Genomic DNA, 19,544 nt, shown 5'->3' on the forward strand with positions numbered 1-19,544 from the left:
GTAGCGGGCACACGGACGGCGAATCAGGGAGGATGAAGCGTGCGGCGAGTCCTGGCCATCCTGTTGCTATGGACCACCCATAGCCTGGCGCAGCAGCCGGTGCTGCGCTTTTCCATCGCCGAAAGCTGGAGCATGCCGCTGATGCGCATCGAGGATCAGCAGCCGGTGGAAGGCATCCTGTTCGAGCTGATCCAGGCCATTGCCCGGGAGGTCGAGGCACGCCCGCAGTACCACGTGATGGCCCGCCTGCGCCTTCAGGAGGCGATGGAGGCCGGCGAAATCGATGTGCGCTGCTATGTCTCCAGCCAGTGGTTGATCGACCGGCCCGGCGACTATCTGTGGAGCATTCCGGTCATCGAGCAACGCGACCTGCTGATCGGCCGCCCCGGAGACAGCGGCCCCGCCAGCCCGAGCAAGCTGCCGCCCCAGGCCATCGGTACCGTGCTCGGCTACACCTACCCCACTCTCGAACCCTTGTTCGCCCAGGGCCGCCTGCGACGCGAGGACAGCCGCAACCAGCTGCTGGCCCTGCAGAAACTCCAGGCCGGACGCTTCCGGCATGCGGTGAGCAACCAGCTTTCGCTGCAGTGGTACAACCGCGCCCTGCCTGCGGAGCAACACCTGCAGGCTCTGGCCGTGCTGGAAGAACAGGCGCTGGGCTGCATGGTGCGCAACGACCCTGCCCTGCCGAGCCAAGCCGTGCTCCGGGCGCTGGTGCGGATCAAGCAGTCTGGCGAGATGCAACGGATCGTCGAGCGCTACACCGATGATCGCCAGGCAGGGCAGCTCGTCGAGGGTGAACGACGTCAACCGCCCAGGCTGGCGACACCGAGCGCCGCCAGGTAGAGGCCCAGCCCGAACACACAATGCGTCGCCAGGCTGCGCAGGCAGCTTTTCAAGGGCGTTGGCGTGTTCGCCGCGAAATACCCAGCCCCCAGCGCAGGCTGCACCACGCACAGCGGTATCAGCACCGAAACGCCGCCGAACAGCAAGGCGGGCGATAACGCGGGAGACGACAACCAGGCCGTTCCGGCAAAGGCCACCAGCAGCAGCGCGAACACCAGCCCGGTGGCGTAGTGGATCAGCCAGCCCCAGCCCGACTCTCCCCGGATCGGCGCGGCCTTGCCGATCGCCGCATGCCGCCAGCGCCCCTTGAGCAGGTGCCCCGCCCAGCGCCCGATCATGGCGTAGTTCAGGGTGGCGATGCCCAGGCGCCTGAGCAACAGGGTCCACAGGTCCATGACCAGCGTGGCACCGATACCGATGAACACAATGGAAAGCGCGAGAGAAGCATCAGTCATGGCAAAGCCCCTGGCAGATTGACGGAATGGTCGATGCCAAGCAGCATGCAAGTTGAAGTCGACTTCAAGTCAAGGGGGCCAAAATGGACATCGCCAATGTCGCCAGACGCACCGGTGTGCCAGCTTCGACGCTGCGTTATTACGCGAACAAGGGACTGCTCAGATCACTCGCCAGCCATGGCCAGCGTCGGCAGTTTCCGGCAGATACGCCCGAGCGCCTGGCTCTGATCGCTCTGGGCCAGGCGGCAGGGCTTTCACTGGACGAGGTGGCGGCGATGCTGGATGAACAGCAGGTCGACCGACAGTTGCTATTGGCCAAGGCCGACGAGATCGACCAGCGGATCAAGCGCCTGCAGGCGATGAGCAAGGGGCTACGGCACGCAGCGGTCTGCCCGGAACAGAACCACTTGCAGTGCCCGACCTTCCAGCGACTGATGCAGGCTTCGGCCAGCCGGAGCAGACGTGGCAGCTCGCACGCAAGCACCGTCGGCAAAGGATGATCTACAGAGGCCCCGCCAACCCGGAAGATCCTCAGCTCAGTAACCGTGCAGCTCGCGGAACGGCTGCCCCTTGTGGTAGTTGATCCACTCTTCCACGTCATAGGGCAGGTACAGCTGCCGCCGCGCCCGCGACAGCGCGATGTACACGGCGCAGATCCGCGCATCGAAGGCATAGGCATCCTTGAAGCGCTGGGTGGTCATCAGTTCTGGCGTCAACAGGACACGATCGAACTCCAGCCCCCCTGCCTCTTCGGTCATCAGCAGCGTGAGACTGCTCGGCTTGCCGGCGATCCGCGCATCGAGCAGCGTCAGGTCGGCCAGCTTGAACCCACTCTCCAAGCGCGCCTCGACCCACTGGAACGCGGTATCGAAGCCCTCCGACTCACGCACCTGCCGCCAATCGAGCAGATGGGCAAAGTGCGGGTGTGGGCCTTCGGCCTCCTGCCCGGGGGCATAGAACGCCGCCCGGAACAGCCCGATGGCCGTGGCCATGAAGCGCCGCATGTCGGGCCAGTCGGGAAAGCTCAACAGGCAATTGGACTCGGCCAGCTCCATGGCCCAGCGCATCGTGTCCCAACGCGAGGCGGTCAGCACCACGCAGCCTTCGGGCGGGATGAAACCTTCGGGGAAATGTTCGATACCGACATCGACATGGCGCGCGGCTTCGAAGGCAACCTTGGACTTGCGGGAGTGCACGCCGATCAACGGGTTGATCAGGCGTTCGACCTTGGGTCCGGAACGCACGGCGAACGCCATGTCCTTCTGCCGCACCTGACGCTCGCGCCTGACCACCTCGCCCGAGGCCTTCTGGTACTCGTCGCCCAGGGTGATCAGCACCTGGCGCCCACGTTCGACAACCTGCAACAGCGACGCCGGAACATCCTGGCTTTCGTCGATGATGACGTGACTGAAGCGCCCCGGCACGCTGCAACCTGCCAGGCTTGCGCGCTTGAGCAGCAGCAGCGCCTCGAAGCCGGTCTGCGCGCCCCAGGCAGGCTGCGCCTCCAGGTAACGCCACAGACGACTGGCGTACTCGAGCAGCACCTGGGCGTCCACGCCGGACAACGGCTGACGAAAGAATGGCAAGTGGCGGTTCGAAAGGCTGTAGTCCCGTGATTCGCAATAGTTGCGCAGCACTTGCAGGCAGATGTCCAAGGCATGCTCGGCGTCGTACTGGCGCAGCCCGACGATGCCCAGCTCCTCGGCGAGCCTGCGCTTGCCTGGGCCTCGCTCCGCCGCCCTCGCCGATACCGGCCCGGCATCCTTGAGCAGCGCCCGGGCGAACTGGCCAAAGGTCATGCCGACCTTCGCCTGCGGCTCCAGCCCCATGCGTCGCCGCAGCGTGCCGAGTTTTGCCGGCGTTCGCGCCAGCGCCAGCACCCGACCCCGGGGCAGGCAGTCCATCAACGCGCCAAGCAGGTAACTCTTGCCGATGCCGGCATAGCCCTGCACGTGGATGTCTTCGTCGAGGTTGGCGCGGATGACCTTGAGCAGTTTGTCCTGCTCGACAGTCAGCCAGCGCTCGGTGTCGAAACCGGTGGTCACCTGCTGGCTGAACGGATTGTCTTGCTGATGCCGGCGGATGCGGAATTCGAAATCCCACTTGCCATCGGCCAGCAGGTACTCCCGCGCCTGCACCTGCTCGGCATCGAGCAGGCGCAGCTTCGAGCCCTTGATCACTTCGAGGCCGAAGTAGAGCTTGCGCGCATCGTACAACCGGCGCGCCTCCGACAGCAGGCCTACATCGGCGCCATGAGGGCCGTCGACGGCCCAGGCCAGCAACCGGCCCAGCACCTTTTCCGCCGCCCGCGCGTCGATCGGCCCTTGCGCCTGCGCCAGGTTCTGGATCACCAGCAGCGCGGCCAGCTCGGCGTCGCTCAGGGCCTCGAGCGCTGGCGCGCCCTCGGCCTGCAGCAAGGCCTGGCAAACTTGTGCGGCGAGCGGCAGGTAGACCGGCTGGGAAAAGTCGAAGTGTTCAGGCTGCATGTACGGGCGTCGTCCAGAAGATCATTCAAGGCTTGCCGGCGTCAGGCCCCTGGCCAACCACCAGCTCGAAGCGATAGGCGCCGAGCGATCCCGCCATGTCACCGGGGTGCCGGGTGCCTGGCTGGGGCTCGTCGAGCACGCCATCGAGCTCGTGCAAGGCCAGCTCCAGCAACTTGCGCAGGTCACGTACAGACCCGGCCGAGACCTCTAGGTGCAATGCGAGGGCCGCGTCGACAGCGGCTACCGCAGCCGGCGGCGTGGCTTCTTCAAGAATCCGCTCGTGCTCCTCTTCCATCTGGTCGAGCACCTGCGACAGTTCCAGCACGCGCTCGGGATTGGCGGCCATCTGGTCCTTGATGTCCAGGCGGCGCAACTGCCACTCACGGATCTTCTGGCGGGTGAGGTCGTCGACATGTTCCACGGTCGCTATCTCCTGGCCGAACGGATTGACACGATGGAGTGCATGATAAGGCGCGGCGCAGGATTGTGCAGGCGCAAAGACGTGTGGGGCTGTAAGGAAAAGCGTCGAACGCGACGTGGAGAAGCGCAGTTTGCTGCGCCCAAAATGGAGGCGGCCCCACCAGCCACACCCCGGCACTCGATGTTCCCGCTATGGCTGCTCCCTTCCGGGCCTGACCAGGTTAACGGGTAATCAATGCGGGGGGACCGATGGGGCCACCACGACGGCTCGTCAGGTGACGAGCCGCGCCATTGTACAGCGCCGGGACGAAGTTACAACCTTTGATCGTGAAAAAACCATCATTTCTCAATGACTTGTGGCAAGTCGATCGCGGGGCGAGCCCGCTCCCACGCATCAACACCCGTTGGAGCGGGCCTGCCCCGCGATGAGACCTGCGGACTCAGACGCCGATACCGCGCTTTGCAAGGAAGGCCACGAACGCCTCCTCGTCCATCACCGCGACGCCCAGCTCGCCGGCCTTGGCCAGCTTGGAGCCGGCGCCAGGCCCGGCGACCACGCTGTGGGTCTTGCCGGACACGGAGCCCGCGACCTTGGCCCCCAGGCTCTCCAGCTTTTGCTTGGCGATATCACGGCTCATGCGCTCGAGGGTGCCGGTCAGCACCCAGGTCTGGCCAGCCAGCGGCAAGCCCTCGGCGGACTTCTTCTCGCACGACCAGTGCATGCCGAAATCCAGTAGCTGGGCCTCGATGGCACGGGCCAGCTGCTGGTTGGCTTCGACCTTGAAGAACTCGCGCACGCCTTCGGCCTGCTTGGTGTTCAGGGCCTGGCGCAGGTCGATGCCGTCGGCGGCGATGATCCTGTCCAGGGTACCCAGCTTGTCCACCAGTTTCTCGGCGCCGGTCGGACCGACCGATGGGATGTCGAGCTTGGCGAGCATCCCGGCGAGCGTGGTGCTGGCGGCGAACTCGGCGCCCAGCCCACCCTCCTCCTGCAACTGCATGCCACTGGCCAGCAGTTGCGCAATGACCTCGCGGTTGTGAGCGTCCTCGAAGAAGTTGTGGATCTCGTGGGCGACTTCCAGGCCGATGTCCGGCAGGTAGGTCAGCACCTGCGGCAGCGCCACCTGCACCCGCGCCAGGCTGCCCAGGGAGCGGGCCAGGACCTTGGCGGTCTCCTCGCCGACATCGGGGATGCCCAGCGCATAGATGAAGCGCGCCAGGCTCGGGCGCTTGCTCGCCTCGATGGCGGCCAGCAGCTTGTTGCTCGATACCTCGGCAAAGCCCTCCAGCGCCACCACCTGGTCGAAGGTCAGGTGGTACAGATCGGCCGGCGAGCGGATCAGGTTCTCATCGACCAACTGCTCGACGCTCTTCTCGCCCAGGCCGTCGATGTCCATGGCCCGGCGCGATACGTAGTGGATGATCGCCTGCTTGAGCTGGGCGGCGCAGCTCAGGCGCCCCACGCAGCGGTAGACCGCGCCTTCGCTGGTGGTTTCCTTGCCCTTGCTGCGCTTGACCAGCTGGGTGCGTTCGACCTGCGAGCCGCACACCGGGCACTGCGTGGGTACCTGCACCGTTCGGGCGTCCTGCGGGCGACGATCGAGCACCACCTGCATCACCTGCGGGATCACATCGCCGGCGCGACGGATGATCACCGTGTCGCCGATGCGCAGGCCCAGCCGGGCGATCTCGTCCATGTTGTGCAGGGTGGCGTTGGACACGGTCACGCCGGCCACCTTGACCGGCTTGAGGCGCGCCACCGGGGTCACCGCGCCGGTGCGACCGACCTGGAACTCGACGTCGAGCACCTCGGTGAGTTCTTCCATGGCCGGGAACTTGTGGGCGATCGCCCAGCGCGGCTCGCGGGCGCGGAAGCCCAGCTCGCGCTGGGAGGCCAGGCTGTTGACCTTGAACACCACGCCGTCGATCTCGTACGGCAGGTCGTTGCGCCTCGCACCAATGTCGCGGTAGTAGGCCAGACACTCCTCGATACCGGCGGCGTGCCGAAGCTCGCGACTGATTGGCAGGCCCCAGGTCTTGAGCTTCTCGAGGATGCCGATATGGCTGTCGCCGAACGGCTCGGAAACCTGGCCCACGCCATAGCAGCAGAACTCCAACGGACGGCTGGCGGTGATCTTCGAGTCCAGCTGGCGCAGGCTGCCAGCCGCGGCGTTGCGCGGGTTGGCGAACGTCTTGCCGCCGACTTCGGCCTGAGCGGCGTTGAGCTTCTCGAAGCCGGCCTTGCTCATGTACACCTCGCCCCGTACCTCGAGCACCGCCGGCCAGCCCTCGCCCTGCAGCTTGAGCGGAATGTTGCGCACGGTGCGCACGTTGGTACTGATGTCCTCGCCCGTGGTGCCGTCACCACGGGTGGCGCCCTGCACCAACTGACCGTCGCGATACAGCAGGCTCACCGCCAGGCCGTCGAGCTTGGGCTCGCAGCTGTAGTCCACCGCGGTTCGATCGCCGCCCGGCAGGTCGAGCCCCTCCACCACGCGGCGGCCGAAGTCGCGCAGGTCGTCCTCCTCGAAGGCGTTGCCCAGGCTGAGCATGGGCACCTCGTGGCGTACCTGGCTGAAAGCCGCCAGCGCAGCACCGCCGACGCGCTGGGTCGGCGAGTCCGGGGTCACCAGGTGCGGGTGTTCAGCCTCCAGCGCCTTGAGCTCGTTGAACAGGCGGTCGTATTCGGCATCGGGCACGCTGGGCTCGTCGAGCACGTAGTAGCGATAGTTGTGCTGATCGAGCTCGGTACGCAGTTCATGGATTCGGGATTCGGCGTTCATTCTTCGTCTTCTCTTGCAAAGCAAAAGAGCAGCCTCTGGCTGCTCTTTCGTTTGAATCATCACGGCGCGGATCGAGGCAGGATCCGCCCGCTCGGGTGTTTCAGCGCTTCTGCGTCAGGGCACGGCGTTCGAACTCGACGATGCGCTGGCGGTAGTGCTCGATGGTCTGGGCGGTCAGCACGCTGCGCTGGTCGTCCTTGAGTTCGCCATTGAGTTCATGCGCCAGCTTGCGGGCGGCGGCGACCATCACGTCGAACGCCTGCTTGGGATGACGCGGGCCAGGCAGACCGAGGAAGAAGCTCACCGCACGGGTGCTGAAGTGGTCGATGTCGTCCAGGTCGAAGACGCCAGGCTTGACCGCGTTGGCCATGGAGAACAGCACCTCGCCGTGACCGGCCATGCTCTCGTGGCGATGGAAGATATCCATCTCGCCGAAGCGCAAGCCGCTTTCCAGGATGTTCTGCAGCAATGCCGGCCCCTTGAAACCACCTTCGTCGCGGGAAATGACGCTGATCACCAGCACTTCCTCGGCCGGCGGCAGTTCCTTGGCAGGCGTGGTGGTTGCGGCATAACCACTGCTGCGGCTGCCGTCCGCGGCGAAATCGTCATCGCCGAACAGATCAGGTTCACGCGGCTCGGCAGCCAGGTTCAGGTCGCCCTGCTGCGGCTCGCTGTGATTGCGCTTGCCGCGCTTGGAAGCCTTGGCCGGCTTGGGCTCACGTTCGCGCTCACGCACCGGGGCGCTGACCGAGGGCAAGTCGCTCTCGTCCAGTTCGGGTTCCTTGTGGGTTTCCAGCACGCGTGCAGGGCCCAATACCTCGGGGCTGGCATCGTCGTCCGGGGCGTTGGCGTAGCTACGGTCCAGACGGAACTTCAACTTGCCCTTGCCGCCGCGCATGCGGCGCCAGCCGTCGAAAAGAATACCGGCGATGACAATGATGCCGATGACGATCAGCCACTCGCGCAGACCGATTTCCATGTAATCCCGTGCCTCTATAAAAAATATGCTTGAAAACAAAGGCTTCAAAGGCCTTTAACACGTGGCGCCAACTCTATGTTCTGACAGGCGTTTTACCCACGCAAAAAACAAGTGACATAAAGCTAGCACGACCAAAGGCAACTTTACACCGTCTGTCGCACCTGCCAGGGGCTTTTGCCTACATGATCACGCCCTTTCTTTACCCCTTAGGCGTCGACCATGGCCATAGCTTCCTCCACATCAACTGCAACAAGACGTGAACAGCCCGGCTCGTGCATGGTCACCCCCATCAGTTGATCGGCCATTTCCATGGCGATCTTGTTGTGGGTGATGTAGATGAACTGCACGGTCTCGCTCATTTCCTTGACCAGGCGGGCATACCGCCCGACGTTGGCATCGTCCAGCGGTGCGTCGACTTCATCGAGCATGCAGAACGGCGCCGGGTTCAGCTTGAAGATGGCAAATACCAATGCGAGCGCGGTCAATGCCTTCTCGCCGCCGGACAGCAGATGGATGGTGCTGTTCTTCTTGCCCGGCGGGCGCGCCATGATCGTCACCCCTGTATCGAGTAGATCTTCGCCCGTCAGTTCCAGATAAGCGCTGCCGCCACCGAAAACTTTTGGGAAAAGTGCCTGTAATCCAGCATTTATCTGATCAAAGGTATCCTTGAAGCGGTTGCGCGTTTCCTTGTCGATCTTGCGAATGACGCTTTCCAGGGTCTCCAGCGCCTCGACCAGATCGGCGTCCTGGGCGTCCAGGTAGCGCTTGCGCTCGGACTGTTGTTCGTACTCTTCGATCGCCGCCAGGTTGATCGCGCCCAGACGCTGGATCCGCGCCTCGATCTGCTCCAGTGCCTGTTCGGTACCCTGTTCGCTGGCGTCGGCCTCGAGCGTGGCGAGCACGCCCTGAAGATCGTAGCCGTCAGCGAGCAATTGTTCCTGCAAGGTCTTGCGTCGCACGTCCAGGCCCTGCGACTCCAGGCGTTGCTGCTCCAGCTGACCGCGCAGCAGCAGCGACTGCTGCTCGGCCTGGGTACGGCGGCGCTCGGCATCGCGCAGCTCGCGGTCAGCCTCGTCCATGTGCAGGCGGGCCTGGCGCATTTCCTCGTCGACGCTCATGCGTCGTTCCAGCAACTCCTCGAGCTTGAGGCGCAACTCTTCCAGTGGCGCCTCGCCCTCTTCCAGGTTCAGGTTCAACTGTTCCTGGCGCTCGCTCAGGCGCGCAGCCTGCTGCTCGAGCCGCTCAAGGGCCTGACGGGTCGAATCGTGCTGGGCCCGCAACGACCCCAGGCGCACGGCGAGCTGGTGCGTGTGATCCTTGTGCTGGCGAGCCTCCTGACGTATCCGGTCGAGGCCTTCGCGCAGCGTGTCGCGGCGCGCCATCAGCAGTTCGCGCTGCTCGGTGTCCTGGGCCATCAGCTCCAAAGCCTCCTGCAGCGACAGGCGCGCCTCGCCCAGTTGCTCATGCTCCAGGGCACGCTGCTCCTGCAATTCGGCCATTTCTTCCTGCAGGCGGCGACGGCGCAGCGCCAGCTGTTCGGCGCGAGCGCGACCGGCGGACAGACGCGCCTTGAGTTCACCATGCTGGCGGCTCTCGTCCTGGCTGCGACGGCGTAGCTGTTCGCGCTGCGCCTCCAGATCCACTTGCTGTTCGCGCAAGCGGCGCACCTGATCCTCGAGCTGCTCGAGCAATGCCTCCTGTTCTTGCTGCTCCAGTCCCAGGCGCTCGATCTCCTGGCCGCGCGCCAGCACACCACCCTGGGACTCACCGCCACGGCTCACGCGCAGGAAGTGTCGACCGACCCAGTAGCCATCACGACTGACCAGGCTCTGGCCATCGACCAGCGTCGCGCGCTGGGCCAGCGCATGCTCCAGGGTCTCGACGGGCCTGACCAGGCCAAGCCAGGGCGAGAGATCGACACGCCCCTCGACCTTGTCGAGCAAGCTGCCAGCAATCGCTGGGCCCTCGCCATCGGCCAGCAACAGGCGCAGCTCGCCCTGCTCCAGCGCGGCGAAGTCGAGTTGATTGAAGTCGTCGAGCAGCACGGCCTGCAGGTCGGCGCCCAGCACCGTTTCCACCGCCAGCTCCCAGCCGGGCTCGACACGCAGTCCCTGCGCCAGCCGTGGACGCTGCTCCAGCCCCTGCTCACGCAGCCATTCGGCCGCCCCGACGCCGGGTTCCAGCGCGGCCTGCTGCAACGCCTCCAGAGAAGCCAGGCGGCCACCCAGGCGCTGCAGATCGCCCTGCTGTCGCTGCTGCGCCTGGCTGGCCTGCTGCGTCTGTTCGCGCAGACCTTCCAGTTGCTCGACGACGTGCTGTTCCTGCGAGTGCAGCGCTTCGAGCATCAGCTCGCTGCCAGCCACCTGCTCGGACAGATCGAACGTCTCGGCATCCTGGGGATCGCTACCGAGCTGCTCGCTCTCCTCGCTCAGCTTGCGCTGACGCTCGGCCAGGCGTTCGAGGCTGGACTCGAGCTGCGCCAGTCGTGCCTGCTGCACCTCGGCCTGGCGACGCGGCTCGGCGGAACGGGTGTTGAAGCTGTCCCACTGCTCCTGCCAGCCGTGCATGCCCAGCTCGGCTTCTTCCAGCGTCGCGGCGGCTTCTTCCGCCGCCGCCAGGGTCATTTCCTGTTCCGGTTCGAGCATGGCCAGCTCTTCGCCGAGGGTGGCCAGCAAGGTACGGTCGTGCCCCAGGTGCGATTCGGTTTCCAGGCGGGTGCGCTCGGCCTCTTTCAGATCATCCTGCAGCTGGCGCAGACGCTGCTGGCCGTGCTGGATGCTCTGTTCGACCCGGGCGATATCGCCGGCCACCGAGTAGAAGCGGCCCTGCACCTGGTTGAAGCGCTCGGACAGTTCATGATGCCCGTCACGCAGACGCTCGATGCTGGCGTCGGCATTGCGTTGCTCGGCCACCAGCGCCTCGAAGGCGATCTCCTGATCGCCGATCACCGTCTCGCGCTGGCGCACCCGCTCGTCCAGGTCGCGCCAGCGCAAGGCCGACAGGCGCGCCTTGAGCTGGCGCTCCTCGGCCTTGTATTCGCGATACTTCTCGGCGGCCTGGGCCTGGCGGTGCAAGCGCTCGAGCTGGCGCTCCAGTTCCTCGCGCAGGTCGGTCAGGCGCGCCAGGTTCTCCTGGGTGCGACGGATGCGGCTCTCGGTCTCGCGGCGGCGCTCCTTGTACTTGGAGATGCCAGCCGCTTCCTCGATGAAATTGCGCAGTTCCTCGGGTTTGGCCTCGATCAGCTTGCTGATCATGCCCTGCTCGATGATCGAGTAGCTGCGTGGGCCCAGGCCGGTGCCAAGGAAGATGTCGGTGATATCGCGACGCCGGCACTTGGTGCCGTTCAGGTAGTAGGTGTTCTGCCCGTCGCGGGTGACCTTGCGGCGGATCGAGATCTCGGCGTAGTCGGCATACTCGCCCACCAGAGAATTGTCGCTGTTGTCGAATACCAGCTCGATGCTCGCCTGGCTGACCGGCTTGCGGCTGGTGGAGCCGTTGAAGATGACATCGGTCATCGACTCGCCACGCAGGTTCTTCGCCGAACTTTCGCCCATCACCCAGCGCACCGCGTCGATGATGTTGGACTTGCCGCAGCCGTTGGGGCCGACCACGGCGGCCATGTTGCTGGGGAAGTTGACCGTGGTCGGGTCGACGAACGACTTGAATCCGGCCAGGCGAATGCACTTGAGGCGCATCGGTCAGGTCCGCGCCAACGCTGCCAGCACCAGTTCGCAGCTGCGCTGGCAGTAGGCGGCGAGCACCTCGCGGATGCGCGGCAGGTCGCGGGCGACCACGGCTTCGAGCAGGCGGGCGAACAGTTCCAGGTAATCGATCATGTTGGCCTGGCGCTGGTCGAGGGCGAGGTAGTAGGCACGGCTCATGGCCGGCTGCAGGTTCTCGACGGTTTCCTGCAGGTAGGGATTGTTGGCGAACGGGTAGGCCGCGCGCATCACCGCGAAGCTGTCGGCGACGAAGGTCTTGATGTCCTGCCTGGCGTGAGCCTGTTCCAGACGATGCTGGATGTCCAGGAACGGTCGCAGGTCGCTTTCAGTGCGCCAATGCTGGGCGACGGCGTTGCCCAGCAGGATATAGAACTCGCCCATCAGCGTGCACAGGCTGCGCACGCTGTTCTCGTCGAGTTCGGTCACATGGGCGCCACGGCGCGGCAGGATCGCCACCAGGTGACGGCGTTCGAGGATGAGCAGCGCCTCGCGCACCGAACCGCGACTGACGTTGAGGGCTTGGGTGACCTTCTGCTCCTGGATGCGCTCGCCGGGCGCGAGTTCGCCGCGAATGATCCGCTCGGCCAGGTAGTGGGCAATTTGCTCGGAGAGGCTGTCCGGCGCCTTGAACGTCATGGTTTTCCTTCGAAATCTGGATGGCAGTGCACAAGGGCGCGATTGTAGCGCACTTGCCGGGCGCTCGCGCAGCGGGACACGGTGCTTTGTGCGACTGCCGGGTCAGCTTTCCTGCACGGCGCGAACTATGCTTTGGAAAAGGCTCCCTGAGGCGGTTCGGCTGGCTTCTGAGTAAAATCTTGACCTTTGGGTCAGAAATTAATTGACCTCGAGGTCAGGCATTGCTTAGAGTCCGCCGGAACAACAATAAAACCATTGCGAGGCCCTCCCCCGTGATCCAGTTTCTCGTCAACCAGGAGCTGCGCAGCGAGCACGCCCTGGACCCGAACATGACGGTGCTGCAATACCTGCGCGAGCACCTGGGCAAACCCGGCACCAAGGAAGGTTGCGCCAGCGGCGACTGTGGCGCCTGCACCGTGGTCGTCGGCGAACTCGTCCAGGACCCCCAGGGCAGCGACAGCATCCGCTACCGCAGCCTCAACTCGTGCCTGACCTTCGTCTCGTCGCTGCACGGCAAGCAACTGATCAGCGTCGAGGGCCTCAAGCATCAGGGCGAACTGCACAGCGTGCAGAAGGCCATGGCCGACTGCCATGGCTCGCAGTGCGGCTTCTGCACCCCCGGTTTCGTCATGTCGCTGTTCGCCCTGCAGAAGAACAGCGAAGGCCATGACCTGCACCAGGCCCAGGAAGCCCTGGCCGGCAACCTGTGTCGTTGCACCGGCTACCGGCCGATCCTCGAAGCCGCCGAACAGAGCTGCGCCCGCCCGTGCCGCGACCAGTTCGACGCCCAGCAGGCGCAGACCGTCGCCCGCCTCAAGGCCATCGCCCCGCAACAGACCGGCGAGCTCAACAGTGGCGACAAGCGCTGCCTGGTGCCGTTGACCGTGGCCGATCTGGCCGACCTCTACAGCTCGCACCCCGAAGCCCGCCTGCTGGCCGGCGGTACCGACCTGGCACTGGAGGTCACCCAGTTCCATCGCACGCTGCCGGTGATGATCTACGTCGGCCACGTCGCCGAACTCAAGCGCATCGACAAGACCGCGACCCATCTGGAAATCGGCGCGGCCACCCCGCTGACCGACTGCTACACCGCGCTGAACGAGGAATACCCCGACTTCGGCGCTCTGTTGCACCGCTTCGCCTCGCTGCAGATACGCAACCAGGGCACGCTGGGCGGCAATATCGGCAACGCCTCGCCGATCGGCGACTCACCGCCCCTGCTGATCGCCCTGGATGCGCAGGTCGTCCTGCGCCAGGGCGAGCGCCAGCGCACCCTGGCCCTGGAGGACTACTTCATCGATTACCGCATCACGGCGCGCCAGGACAGCGAGTTCATCGAGAAGATCATCGTCCCGCGCGCCAGCAACGACTGGGCCTTCCGCGCCTACAAGGTGTCCAAGCGCCTGGACGACGACATTTCCGCCGTGTGCGCGGCCTTCAACCTGAGCATCGAAAACGGCGTGGTCAGCGGCGTGCGTATCGCCTTCGGCGGCATGGCCGCGATCCCGAAACGCGCCCGCGCCTGCGAGGCGGCCCTGCGCGGCAAGCCATGGAACCAGGCCAGCATCGACCGCGCCTGCCAGGCCCTGGCCGAGGACTTCACCCCGCTCAGCGACTTCCGCGCCAGCCGCGAATACCGCCTGCTGACCGCGCAGAACCTGTTGCGCAAGTACTTCATCGAACTGCAAACGCCGCACATCGAAACCCGGGTGACCGCCTATGTCTAACCATCACGCCGTCAAGAGCCAGGCCGAGATGGCCGCACTGTTCAGCCAGGACCTGACCACCGGGGTCGGGCGCAGTCTCAAGCACGACAGCGCCGACAAGCACGTGGCGGGTGAAGCGGTGTACATCGACGACCGCCTGGAATTCCCCAACCAGCTGCACGTGTTCGCGCGCACCGCCGACCGCGCCCATGCGCGCATCCTGCGCATCGACACCGCACCCTGCTACCAGTTCGAAGGCGTGCGCATCGCCATTACCCACGAGGACATTCCGGGGCTCAAGGACATCGGCCCGGTGGTGGCCGGCGACCCACTGCTGGCCATCGACAAGGTCGAGTTCTTCGGCCAGCCGGTGCTTGCCGTGGCCGCCCGCGACCTGGACACCGCGCGACGCGCGGCAATGGCGGCGATCGTCGAGTACGAAGACCTGGAACCGGTGCTCGACGTGGTCGAGGCCCTGCGCAAGAAGCACTTCGTGCTCGACAGCCACACCCACAAGCGCGGTGATTCGGACGCGGCCCTGGCCAGTGCCCCGCACCGTATCCAGGGCAGCCTGCACATCGGCGGCCAGGAGCACTTCTACCTGGAGACCCAGATCAGCTCGGTGATGCCCAGCGAAGATGGCGGCATGATCGTCTACTGCTCCACGCAGAACCCGACCGAGGTACAGAAGCTGGTCGCCGAGGTACTCGACGTGCCGATGCACAAGATCGTCGTCGACATGCGCCGCATGGGCGGCGGCTTCGGTGGCAAGGAAACCCAGGCCGCCAGCCCGGCCTGCCTGTGCGCGGTGATCGCGCGCCTGACCGGCCAGCCAACCAAGATGCGCCTGCCCCGCGTCGAAGACATGATGATGACCGGCAAGCGCCATCCGTTCTACGTCGAGTACGACGTCGGCTTCGACGACACCGGCCGCCTGCACGGGATCAACTTCGACCTGGCCGGCAACTGTGGCTATTCTCCGGACCTTTCCGGCTCGATCGTCGACCGCGCCATGTTCCACTCCGACAACGCCTACTACCTGGGCGACGCCACGGTGCATGGCCACCGCTGCAAGACCAACACCGCCTCCAACACCGCCTACCGCGGTTTCGGCGGCCCGCAGGGCATGGTCGCCATCGAGCAGGTGATGGACCATATCGCCCGCCATCTGGCGCTGGACCCGCTGGCGGTGCGCAAGGCCAACTACTACGGCAAGACCGAGCGCAACGTCACCCACTACTACCAGACCGTCGAGCACAACATGCTCGAGGAAATGACCGACGAGCTCGAGGCCAGCAGCGACTACCACGAGCGCCGCGAGTCGATCCACCGCTTCAACGCCAACAGTCCGGTCTTGAAGAAGGGCCTGGCGCTGACTCCGGTGAAATTCGGCATCTCGTTCACCGCCACTTTCCTCAACCAGGCCGGTGCCCTGATCCACATCTACACCGACGGCAGCATCCATCTGAACCACGGCGGCACCGAGATGGGCCAGGGTCTGAACACCAAGGTGGCCCAGGTGGTGGCGCAGGTGTTCCAGGTCGACTTCAACCGCATCCAGATCACCGCCACCAACACCGACAAGGTGCCCAATACTTCGCCGACCGCGGCCTCCAGCGGCGCCGACCTGAACGGCAAGGCCGCGCAGAACGCCGCCGAGATCCTCAAGAAGCGCCTGACCGAGTTCGCCGCCCGGCACTACAACGTCACCGAGGAAGACGTCGAGTTCCGCAACGGCCATGTGCGCGTGCGTGACCAGATCGTCAGCTTCGAGCAGCTGGTGCAGCAGGCCTACTTCGCCCAGGTGTCGCTGTCGACCACCGGCTTCTACCGCACGCCGAAGATCTTCTACGATCGCTCCCAGGCCCGTGGCCGGCCGTTCTATTACTTCGCCTTCGGCGCCGCCTGCGTGGAAGTCATCGTCGACACCCTCACCGGCGAGTACAAGATGCTGCGTGCCGACATCCTGCATGACGTCGGCGATTCGCTGAACCCGGCCATCGACATCGGCCAGGTGGAAGGCGGCTTCGTCCAGGGCATGGGCTGGCTGACCACCGAGGAGCTGGTGTGGAACGCCAAGGGCAAGCTGATGACCAACGGCCCGGCCAGCTACAAGATCCCGGCGGTGGCCGACATGCCGATCGACATGCGGGTCAAGCTGGTGGAGAACCGCAAGAACCCCGAGGACACGGTGTTCCATTCCAAGGCCGTGGGCGAGCCGCCGTTCATGCTGGGGATCGCCGCCTGGTGCGCGATCAAGGACGCGGTGGCGAGCATCGCCGACTACCGCGTGCAGCCCGAGATCGACGCGCCATCGACGCCGGAGCGGGTGTTGTGGGGTTGCGAACAGATGCGCAAGGCGGTGACTGCAATGCAATCGGCCTCGCACGAACTGGAAACCGTTACCCACTGATGCCGCCCCCTGCGGGAGCGGCCTTGTGTCGCGAAAGGGTCGCGCAGCGGCCCCAGGATCTCTGCAGCAATGAGAATTTTTGGGGCTGCTACGCAGCCCTTTCGCGACACAAGGCCGCTCCTACAGGGGATCGAGGAGGATTGAAGACATGCACCAATGGATCAACGCCCTCGCCGACCATCAAGCCCGCGGCGAACCCTGCGTCCTGGTGACAATCATCGAGGAACGCGGCTCCACGCCACGCAATGCCGGCTCGAAAATGGTGGTCAGCGCCAGCGCGCTGTACGACACCATCGGCGGTGGCCACCTGGAGTTCAAGGCCCTGCACATCGCCCGGCAGATGCTCGAGGAACACCGCGCCACGCCACATCTGGAGCGCTTCAGTCTTGGCGCCAGCCTCGGCCAATGCTGCGGCGGCGCCACCGTGCTGCTGTTCGAGCCGATGACCGGCGTGCAGGCCGAGATCGCCGTGTTCGGCGCGGGCCATGTCGGCCGCGCTCTGGTACCCTTGCTCGCCGCGCTGCCCTGCCGGGTGCGCTGGATCGATTCGCGCGAGCAGGAGTTCCCCGAACTCATCCCCAACGGGGTGAGCAAGATCGTCAGCGAAGAGCCGGTCGACGAAGTCGCCGACCTGCCCGCCGGCAGCTACTGCATCGTCATGACCCACAACCACCAGCTGGACCTGGAACTGACCGCCGCGATTCTCAAGCGCAATGATTTCACCTGGTTCGGCCTGATCGGCTCGAAGACCAAGCGGGTCAAGTTCGAGCACCGCCTGCGCGAGCGCGGCTTCGATGACGGCCTGATGGCGCGGATGCGTTGCCCGATGGGGCTGGCCGAAGTCAAGGGCAAGCTGCCGATCGAGATCGCCGTGTCCATCGCCGCCGAAATCATAGCCACCTACAACGCCTGCTTCGGCCAGCACGACGCTGCCGCCAATTCAGGCCCCATCGCCCAGTTGCTGCCGTCCTCGCGACGCAGCCAGACCCTTTGACGAGAGCCCCATGAGCGCAACCCGCAAAGCCTACCGAGCCGCCATCCTGCACAGCATCGCCGACCCCGCCGAGGTCGGCGTGGAGGCATCCTGCGAATACTATGAAGACGGTCTGCTGGTGGTCGACGACGGTCGCATCAGCGCCCTCGGCCATGCCAGCGAGCTGCTGCCGACCCTCGACGCCGGCATCCCGATCGAGCACTACCAGGATGCGCTGATCACCCCAGGCTTCATCGACACCCATATCCACTTCCCGCAGACCGGCATGATCGGTTCCTACGGTGAGCAACTGCTGGATTGGCTGAACACCTATACCTTCCCCTGCGAGAAGCAGTTCGCCGACAAGGCCCACGCCGACCAGGTGGCCAAGATCTTCCTCAAGGAGCTGCTGCGCAACGGCACCACCACCGCGCTGGTGTTCGGCAGCGTGCACCCCGAATCGGTCAACGCCCTGTTCGAAGAGGCCGAGCGCCTGGACCTGCGCATGATCGCCGGCAAGGTGATGATGGACCGCAACGCCCCCGACTACCTGACCGACACCGCCGAATCCAGCTACCGCGACAGCAAGGCGCTGATCGAGCGCTGGCATGGCAAGGGCCGCCTGCACTACGCGGTCACCCCGCGCTTCGCGCCGACCAGCACGCCGGAACAGCTGAGCGTGGCAGGGCAGTTGCTCAAGGAGCACCCGGGCGTGTACATGCACACCCACCTGTCCGAGAACCTCAAGGAAATCGACTGGGTCAAATCGCTGTTCCCCGAACAGAAGGGCTACCTGGACGTCTACGACCACTTCGAGCTGCTCGGCGAGCGCTCGGTGTTCGCCCACGGTGTGCACCTGTGCGACGACGAGTGCCAGCGCCTGGCCGAGACCGGTTCGGCGGTGGCCTTCTGCCCGACGTCCAACCTGTTCCTCGGCAGCGGCCTGTTCAACCTGCCCCAGGCCGAGCGCTTCAAGGTCAACGTGGGCCTGGGCACCGATGTCGGCGCCGGCACCAGCTTCTCGCTGCTCAATACCCTGAATGAGGCGTACAAGGTGATGCAGCTGCAAGGCGCTCGCCTGCACCCGTACAAATCGCTGTACCTGGCCACCCTCGGCGGCGCCCGCGCCCTGCGCCTGGACGATCGCATCGGCAGCCTGCGCCCCGGTAACGACGCCGACTTCGTGGTGCTCGACTACAAGGCCACCCCGCTGCTGGACTACCGCATCCAGCAGTCCAGCAGCATCGAGGAAACCTTGTTCGTGCTCACCACCCTGGGCGACGACCGCACCGTGCTCCAGACCTACGCCGCCGGGCGCCGCGTGCACCAGCGCTGACAAGAGCGCGGGGCAAGCCGGCTTGCCCCGCGACAGGCTGCTAAGGCTGTTTCGCCAGGCCCCGGTACAGCGCCCCGCCAATCGCCGCCCCGATCAGCGGCGCCAGCCAGAACAACCACAGCTGCTGCAACGCCCAACCGCCGACGAACAACGCAGGCCCGGTGCTACGCGCCGGGTTCACCGAAGTGTTGGTCACCGGGATCGAGATCAGGTGGATCAAGGTCAGCCCCAGGCCGATGGCGATCGGTGCGAACCCTGCCGGCGCCCGGGCATCCGTGGCGCCCATGATGATCACCAGGAACATCGCCGTCATCACCACTTCGCTGATGAAGCCAGCAGCCAGGGTGTAGCCACCCGGCGAGTGCTCGCCATAGCCATTGGAAGCCATGCCGTTGGCTACTTCGAAACCCGCCTTGCCACTGGCGATGAGGTAGATGACACCCGCCGCGAGAACGGCGCCGATGACCTGGGCGATGACGTAGGGCAGCAACTCCCTGGCCGGAAAACGACCGCCCACCACCAGGCCGAACGACACCGCGGGATTGAGGTGACAACCGGAGATATGGCCGATGGCGAAGGCCATGGTCAGCACCGTCAGGCCGAAGGCGAAAGCCACACCGAGCACACCGATACCGATAGGTGAGCTGGCGGCCAGCACGGCACTGCCACACCCACCCAGAACCAACCAGAAGGTGCCGACCAGCTCGGCACCCATGCGCACACCCAGAGACATGGTCATGGACCTCTCCTCAAGTAATTGGACGCAACGACTGCGCAAGCCCAACTACA

At 65.3% G+C, this 19,544-nt stretch carries 14 protein-coding genes and 1 other RNA gene; 6 read left to right on the top strand and 9 right to left on the bottom strand.

Features of this window, described 5'->3' with window-relative positions:
• The first annotated feature begins 39 nt into the window (after positions 1-39).
• Positions 40-846, top strand: coding sequence for an ABC transporter substrate-binding protein (locus tag N7422_RS00340; RefSeq protein ID WP_279804553.1), 807 nt, complete (start codon positions 40-42; stop codon positions 844-846).
• Here N7422_RS00340 and N7422_RS00345 read toward each other — a convergent pair.
• Positions 807-1,301 (bottom strand): DUF2938 domain-containing protein, encoded by a 495-nt coding sequence (locus tag N7422_RS00345; RefSeq protein WP_279804554.1) that lies wholly within the window; start codon positions 1,299-1,301, stop codon positions 807-809. The two genes, N7422_RS00340 and N7422_RS00345, sit on opposite strands and share 40 nt — an antisense overlap.
• A gap of 83 nt (positions 1,302-1,384) precedes the next feature.
• On the opposite strand from N7422_RS00345, the gene N7422_RS00350 reads away from it, so the two are divergent.
• Positions 1,385-1,801, top strand: coding sequence for a helix-turn-helix domain-containing protein (locus N7422_RS00350; RefSeq protein WP_279804555.1), 417 nt, complete (start codon positions 1,385-1,387; stop codon positions 1,799-1,801).
• Positions 1,802-1,837: 36 nt separating this feature from the next.
• On the opposite strand, the gene N7422_RS00355 is transcribed toward N7422_RS00350, so the two are convergent.
• The 7 genes from N7422_RS00355 to N7422_RS00385 all read right to left on the bottom strand — a co-directional run bounded on the left by N7422_RS00355 (position 1,838) and on the right by N7422_RS00385 (position 12,327).
• The gene (locus N7422_RS00355) at positions 1,838-3,787 is read right to left on the bottom strand and encodes a hypothetical protein (RefSeq protein WP_279804557.1); all 1,950 of its coding nucleotides are present in this window, start codon (positions 3,785-3,787) and stop codon (positions 1,838-1,840) included.
• A 25-nt stretch (positions 3,788-3,812) separates the two neighbouring features.
• On the bottom strand, positions 3,813-4,208 hold the full coding sequence (locus N7422_RS00360) for a hypothetical protein (RefSeq protein WP_279804558.1): 396 nt from the start codon (positions 4,206-4,208) through the stop codon (positions 3,813-3,815).
• A 154-nt stretch (positions 4,209-4,362) separates the two neighbouring features.
• Positions 4,363-4,459: signal recognition particle sRNA small type (gene ffs / locus N7422_RS00365), an RNA gene on the bottom strand.
• A 188-nt stretch (positions 4,460-4,647) separates the two neighbouring features.
• Positions 4,648-6,990 (bottom strand): NAD-dependent DNA ligase LigA, encoded by a 2,343-nt coding sequence (gene ligA, locus N7422_RS00370; RefSeq protein ID WP_279804559.1) that lies wholly within the window; start codon positions 6,988-6,990, stop codon positions 4,648-4,650.
• Between the two features lie 100 nt (positions 6,991-7,090).
• Positions 7,091-7,969: a cell division protein ZipA gene (gene zipA / locus N7422_RS00375; RefSeq protein WP_279804560.1), complete on the bottom strand. Its 879-nt coding sequence runs from the start codon at positions 7,967-7,969 to the stop codon at positions 7,091-7,093.
• A 206-nt stretch (positions 7,970-8,175) separates the two neighbouring features.
• Positions 8,176-11,664 (bottom strand): chromosome segregation protein SMC, encoded by a 3,489-nt coding sequence (smc, locus tag N7422_RS00380; RefSeq protein ID WP_279804561.1) that lies wholly within the window; start codon positions 11,662-11,664, stop codon positions 8,176-8,178.
• Positions 11,665-11,667: 3 nt separating this feature from the next.
• Entirely contained in the window at positions 11,668-12,327 is a 660-nt protein-coding gene (locus tag N7422_RS00385; RefSeq protein ID WP_279804562.1) for a GntR family transcriptional regulator, read from the bottom strand.
• Between the two features lie 272 nt (positions 12,328-12,599).
• Between N7422_RS00385 and xdhA the strand changes: the two genes are divergently transcribed.
• The 4 genes from xdhA (at position 12,600) to guaD (ending at position 18,755) form a co-directional block, all read left to right on the top strand.
• Positions 12,600-14,054 (top strand): xanthine dehydrogenase small subunit, encoded by a 1,455-nt coding sequence (xdhA, locus tag N7422_RS00390; protein WP_279804563.1) that lies wholly within the window; start codon positions 12,600-12,602, stop codon positions 14,052-14,054.
• Positions 14,047-16,446: a xanthine dehydrogenase molybdopterin binding subunit gene (gene xdhB / locus N7422_RS00395; RefSeq protein ID WP_279804564.1), complete on the top strand. Its 2,400-nt coding sequence runs from the start codon at positions 14,047-14,049 to the stop codon at positions 16,444-16,446. Before xdhA ends, xdhB begins: the two co-directional genes overlap by 8 nt.
• A 148-nt stretch (positions 16,447-16,594) precedes the next feature.
• Positions 16,595-17,440, top strand: a complete 846-nt coding sequence (gene xdhC, locus N7422_RS00400) for a xanthine dehydrogenase accessory protein XdhC (protein WP_279804565.1) — start codon at positions 16,595-16,597, stop codon at positions 17,438-17,440.
• A 10-nt stretch (positions 17,441-17,450) separates the two neighbouring features.
• Positions 17,451-18,755, top strand: a complete 1,305-nt coding sequence (gene guaD, locus N7422_RS00405) for a guanine deaminase (RefSeq protein ID WP_279804566.1) — start codon at positions 17,451-17,453, stop codon at positions 18,753-18,755.
• Positions 18,756-18,795: 40 nt separating this feature from the next.
• Here guaD and aqpZ read toward each other — a convergent pair whose 3' ends face one another.
• Positions 18,796-19,494 carry an aquaporin Z gene (gene aqpZ, locus N7422_RS00410; RefSeq protein WP_279804567.1) on the bottom strand — a complete coding sequence of 233 codons (699 nt, stop codon included), beginning with the start codon at positions 19,492-19,494 and terminating at the stop codon, positions 18,796-18,798.
• Positions 19,495-19,544 lie beyond the last annotated feature (50 nt).

This window comes from Pseudomonas sp. GD04091 (genome assembly GCF_029836165.1).
Taxonomy (GTDB): Bacteria; Pseudomonadota; Gammaproteobacteria; order Pseudomonadales; family Pseudomonadaceae; genus Aquipseudomonas.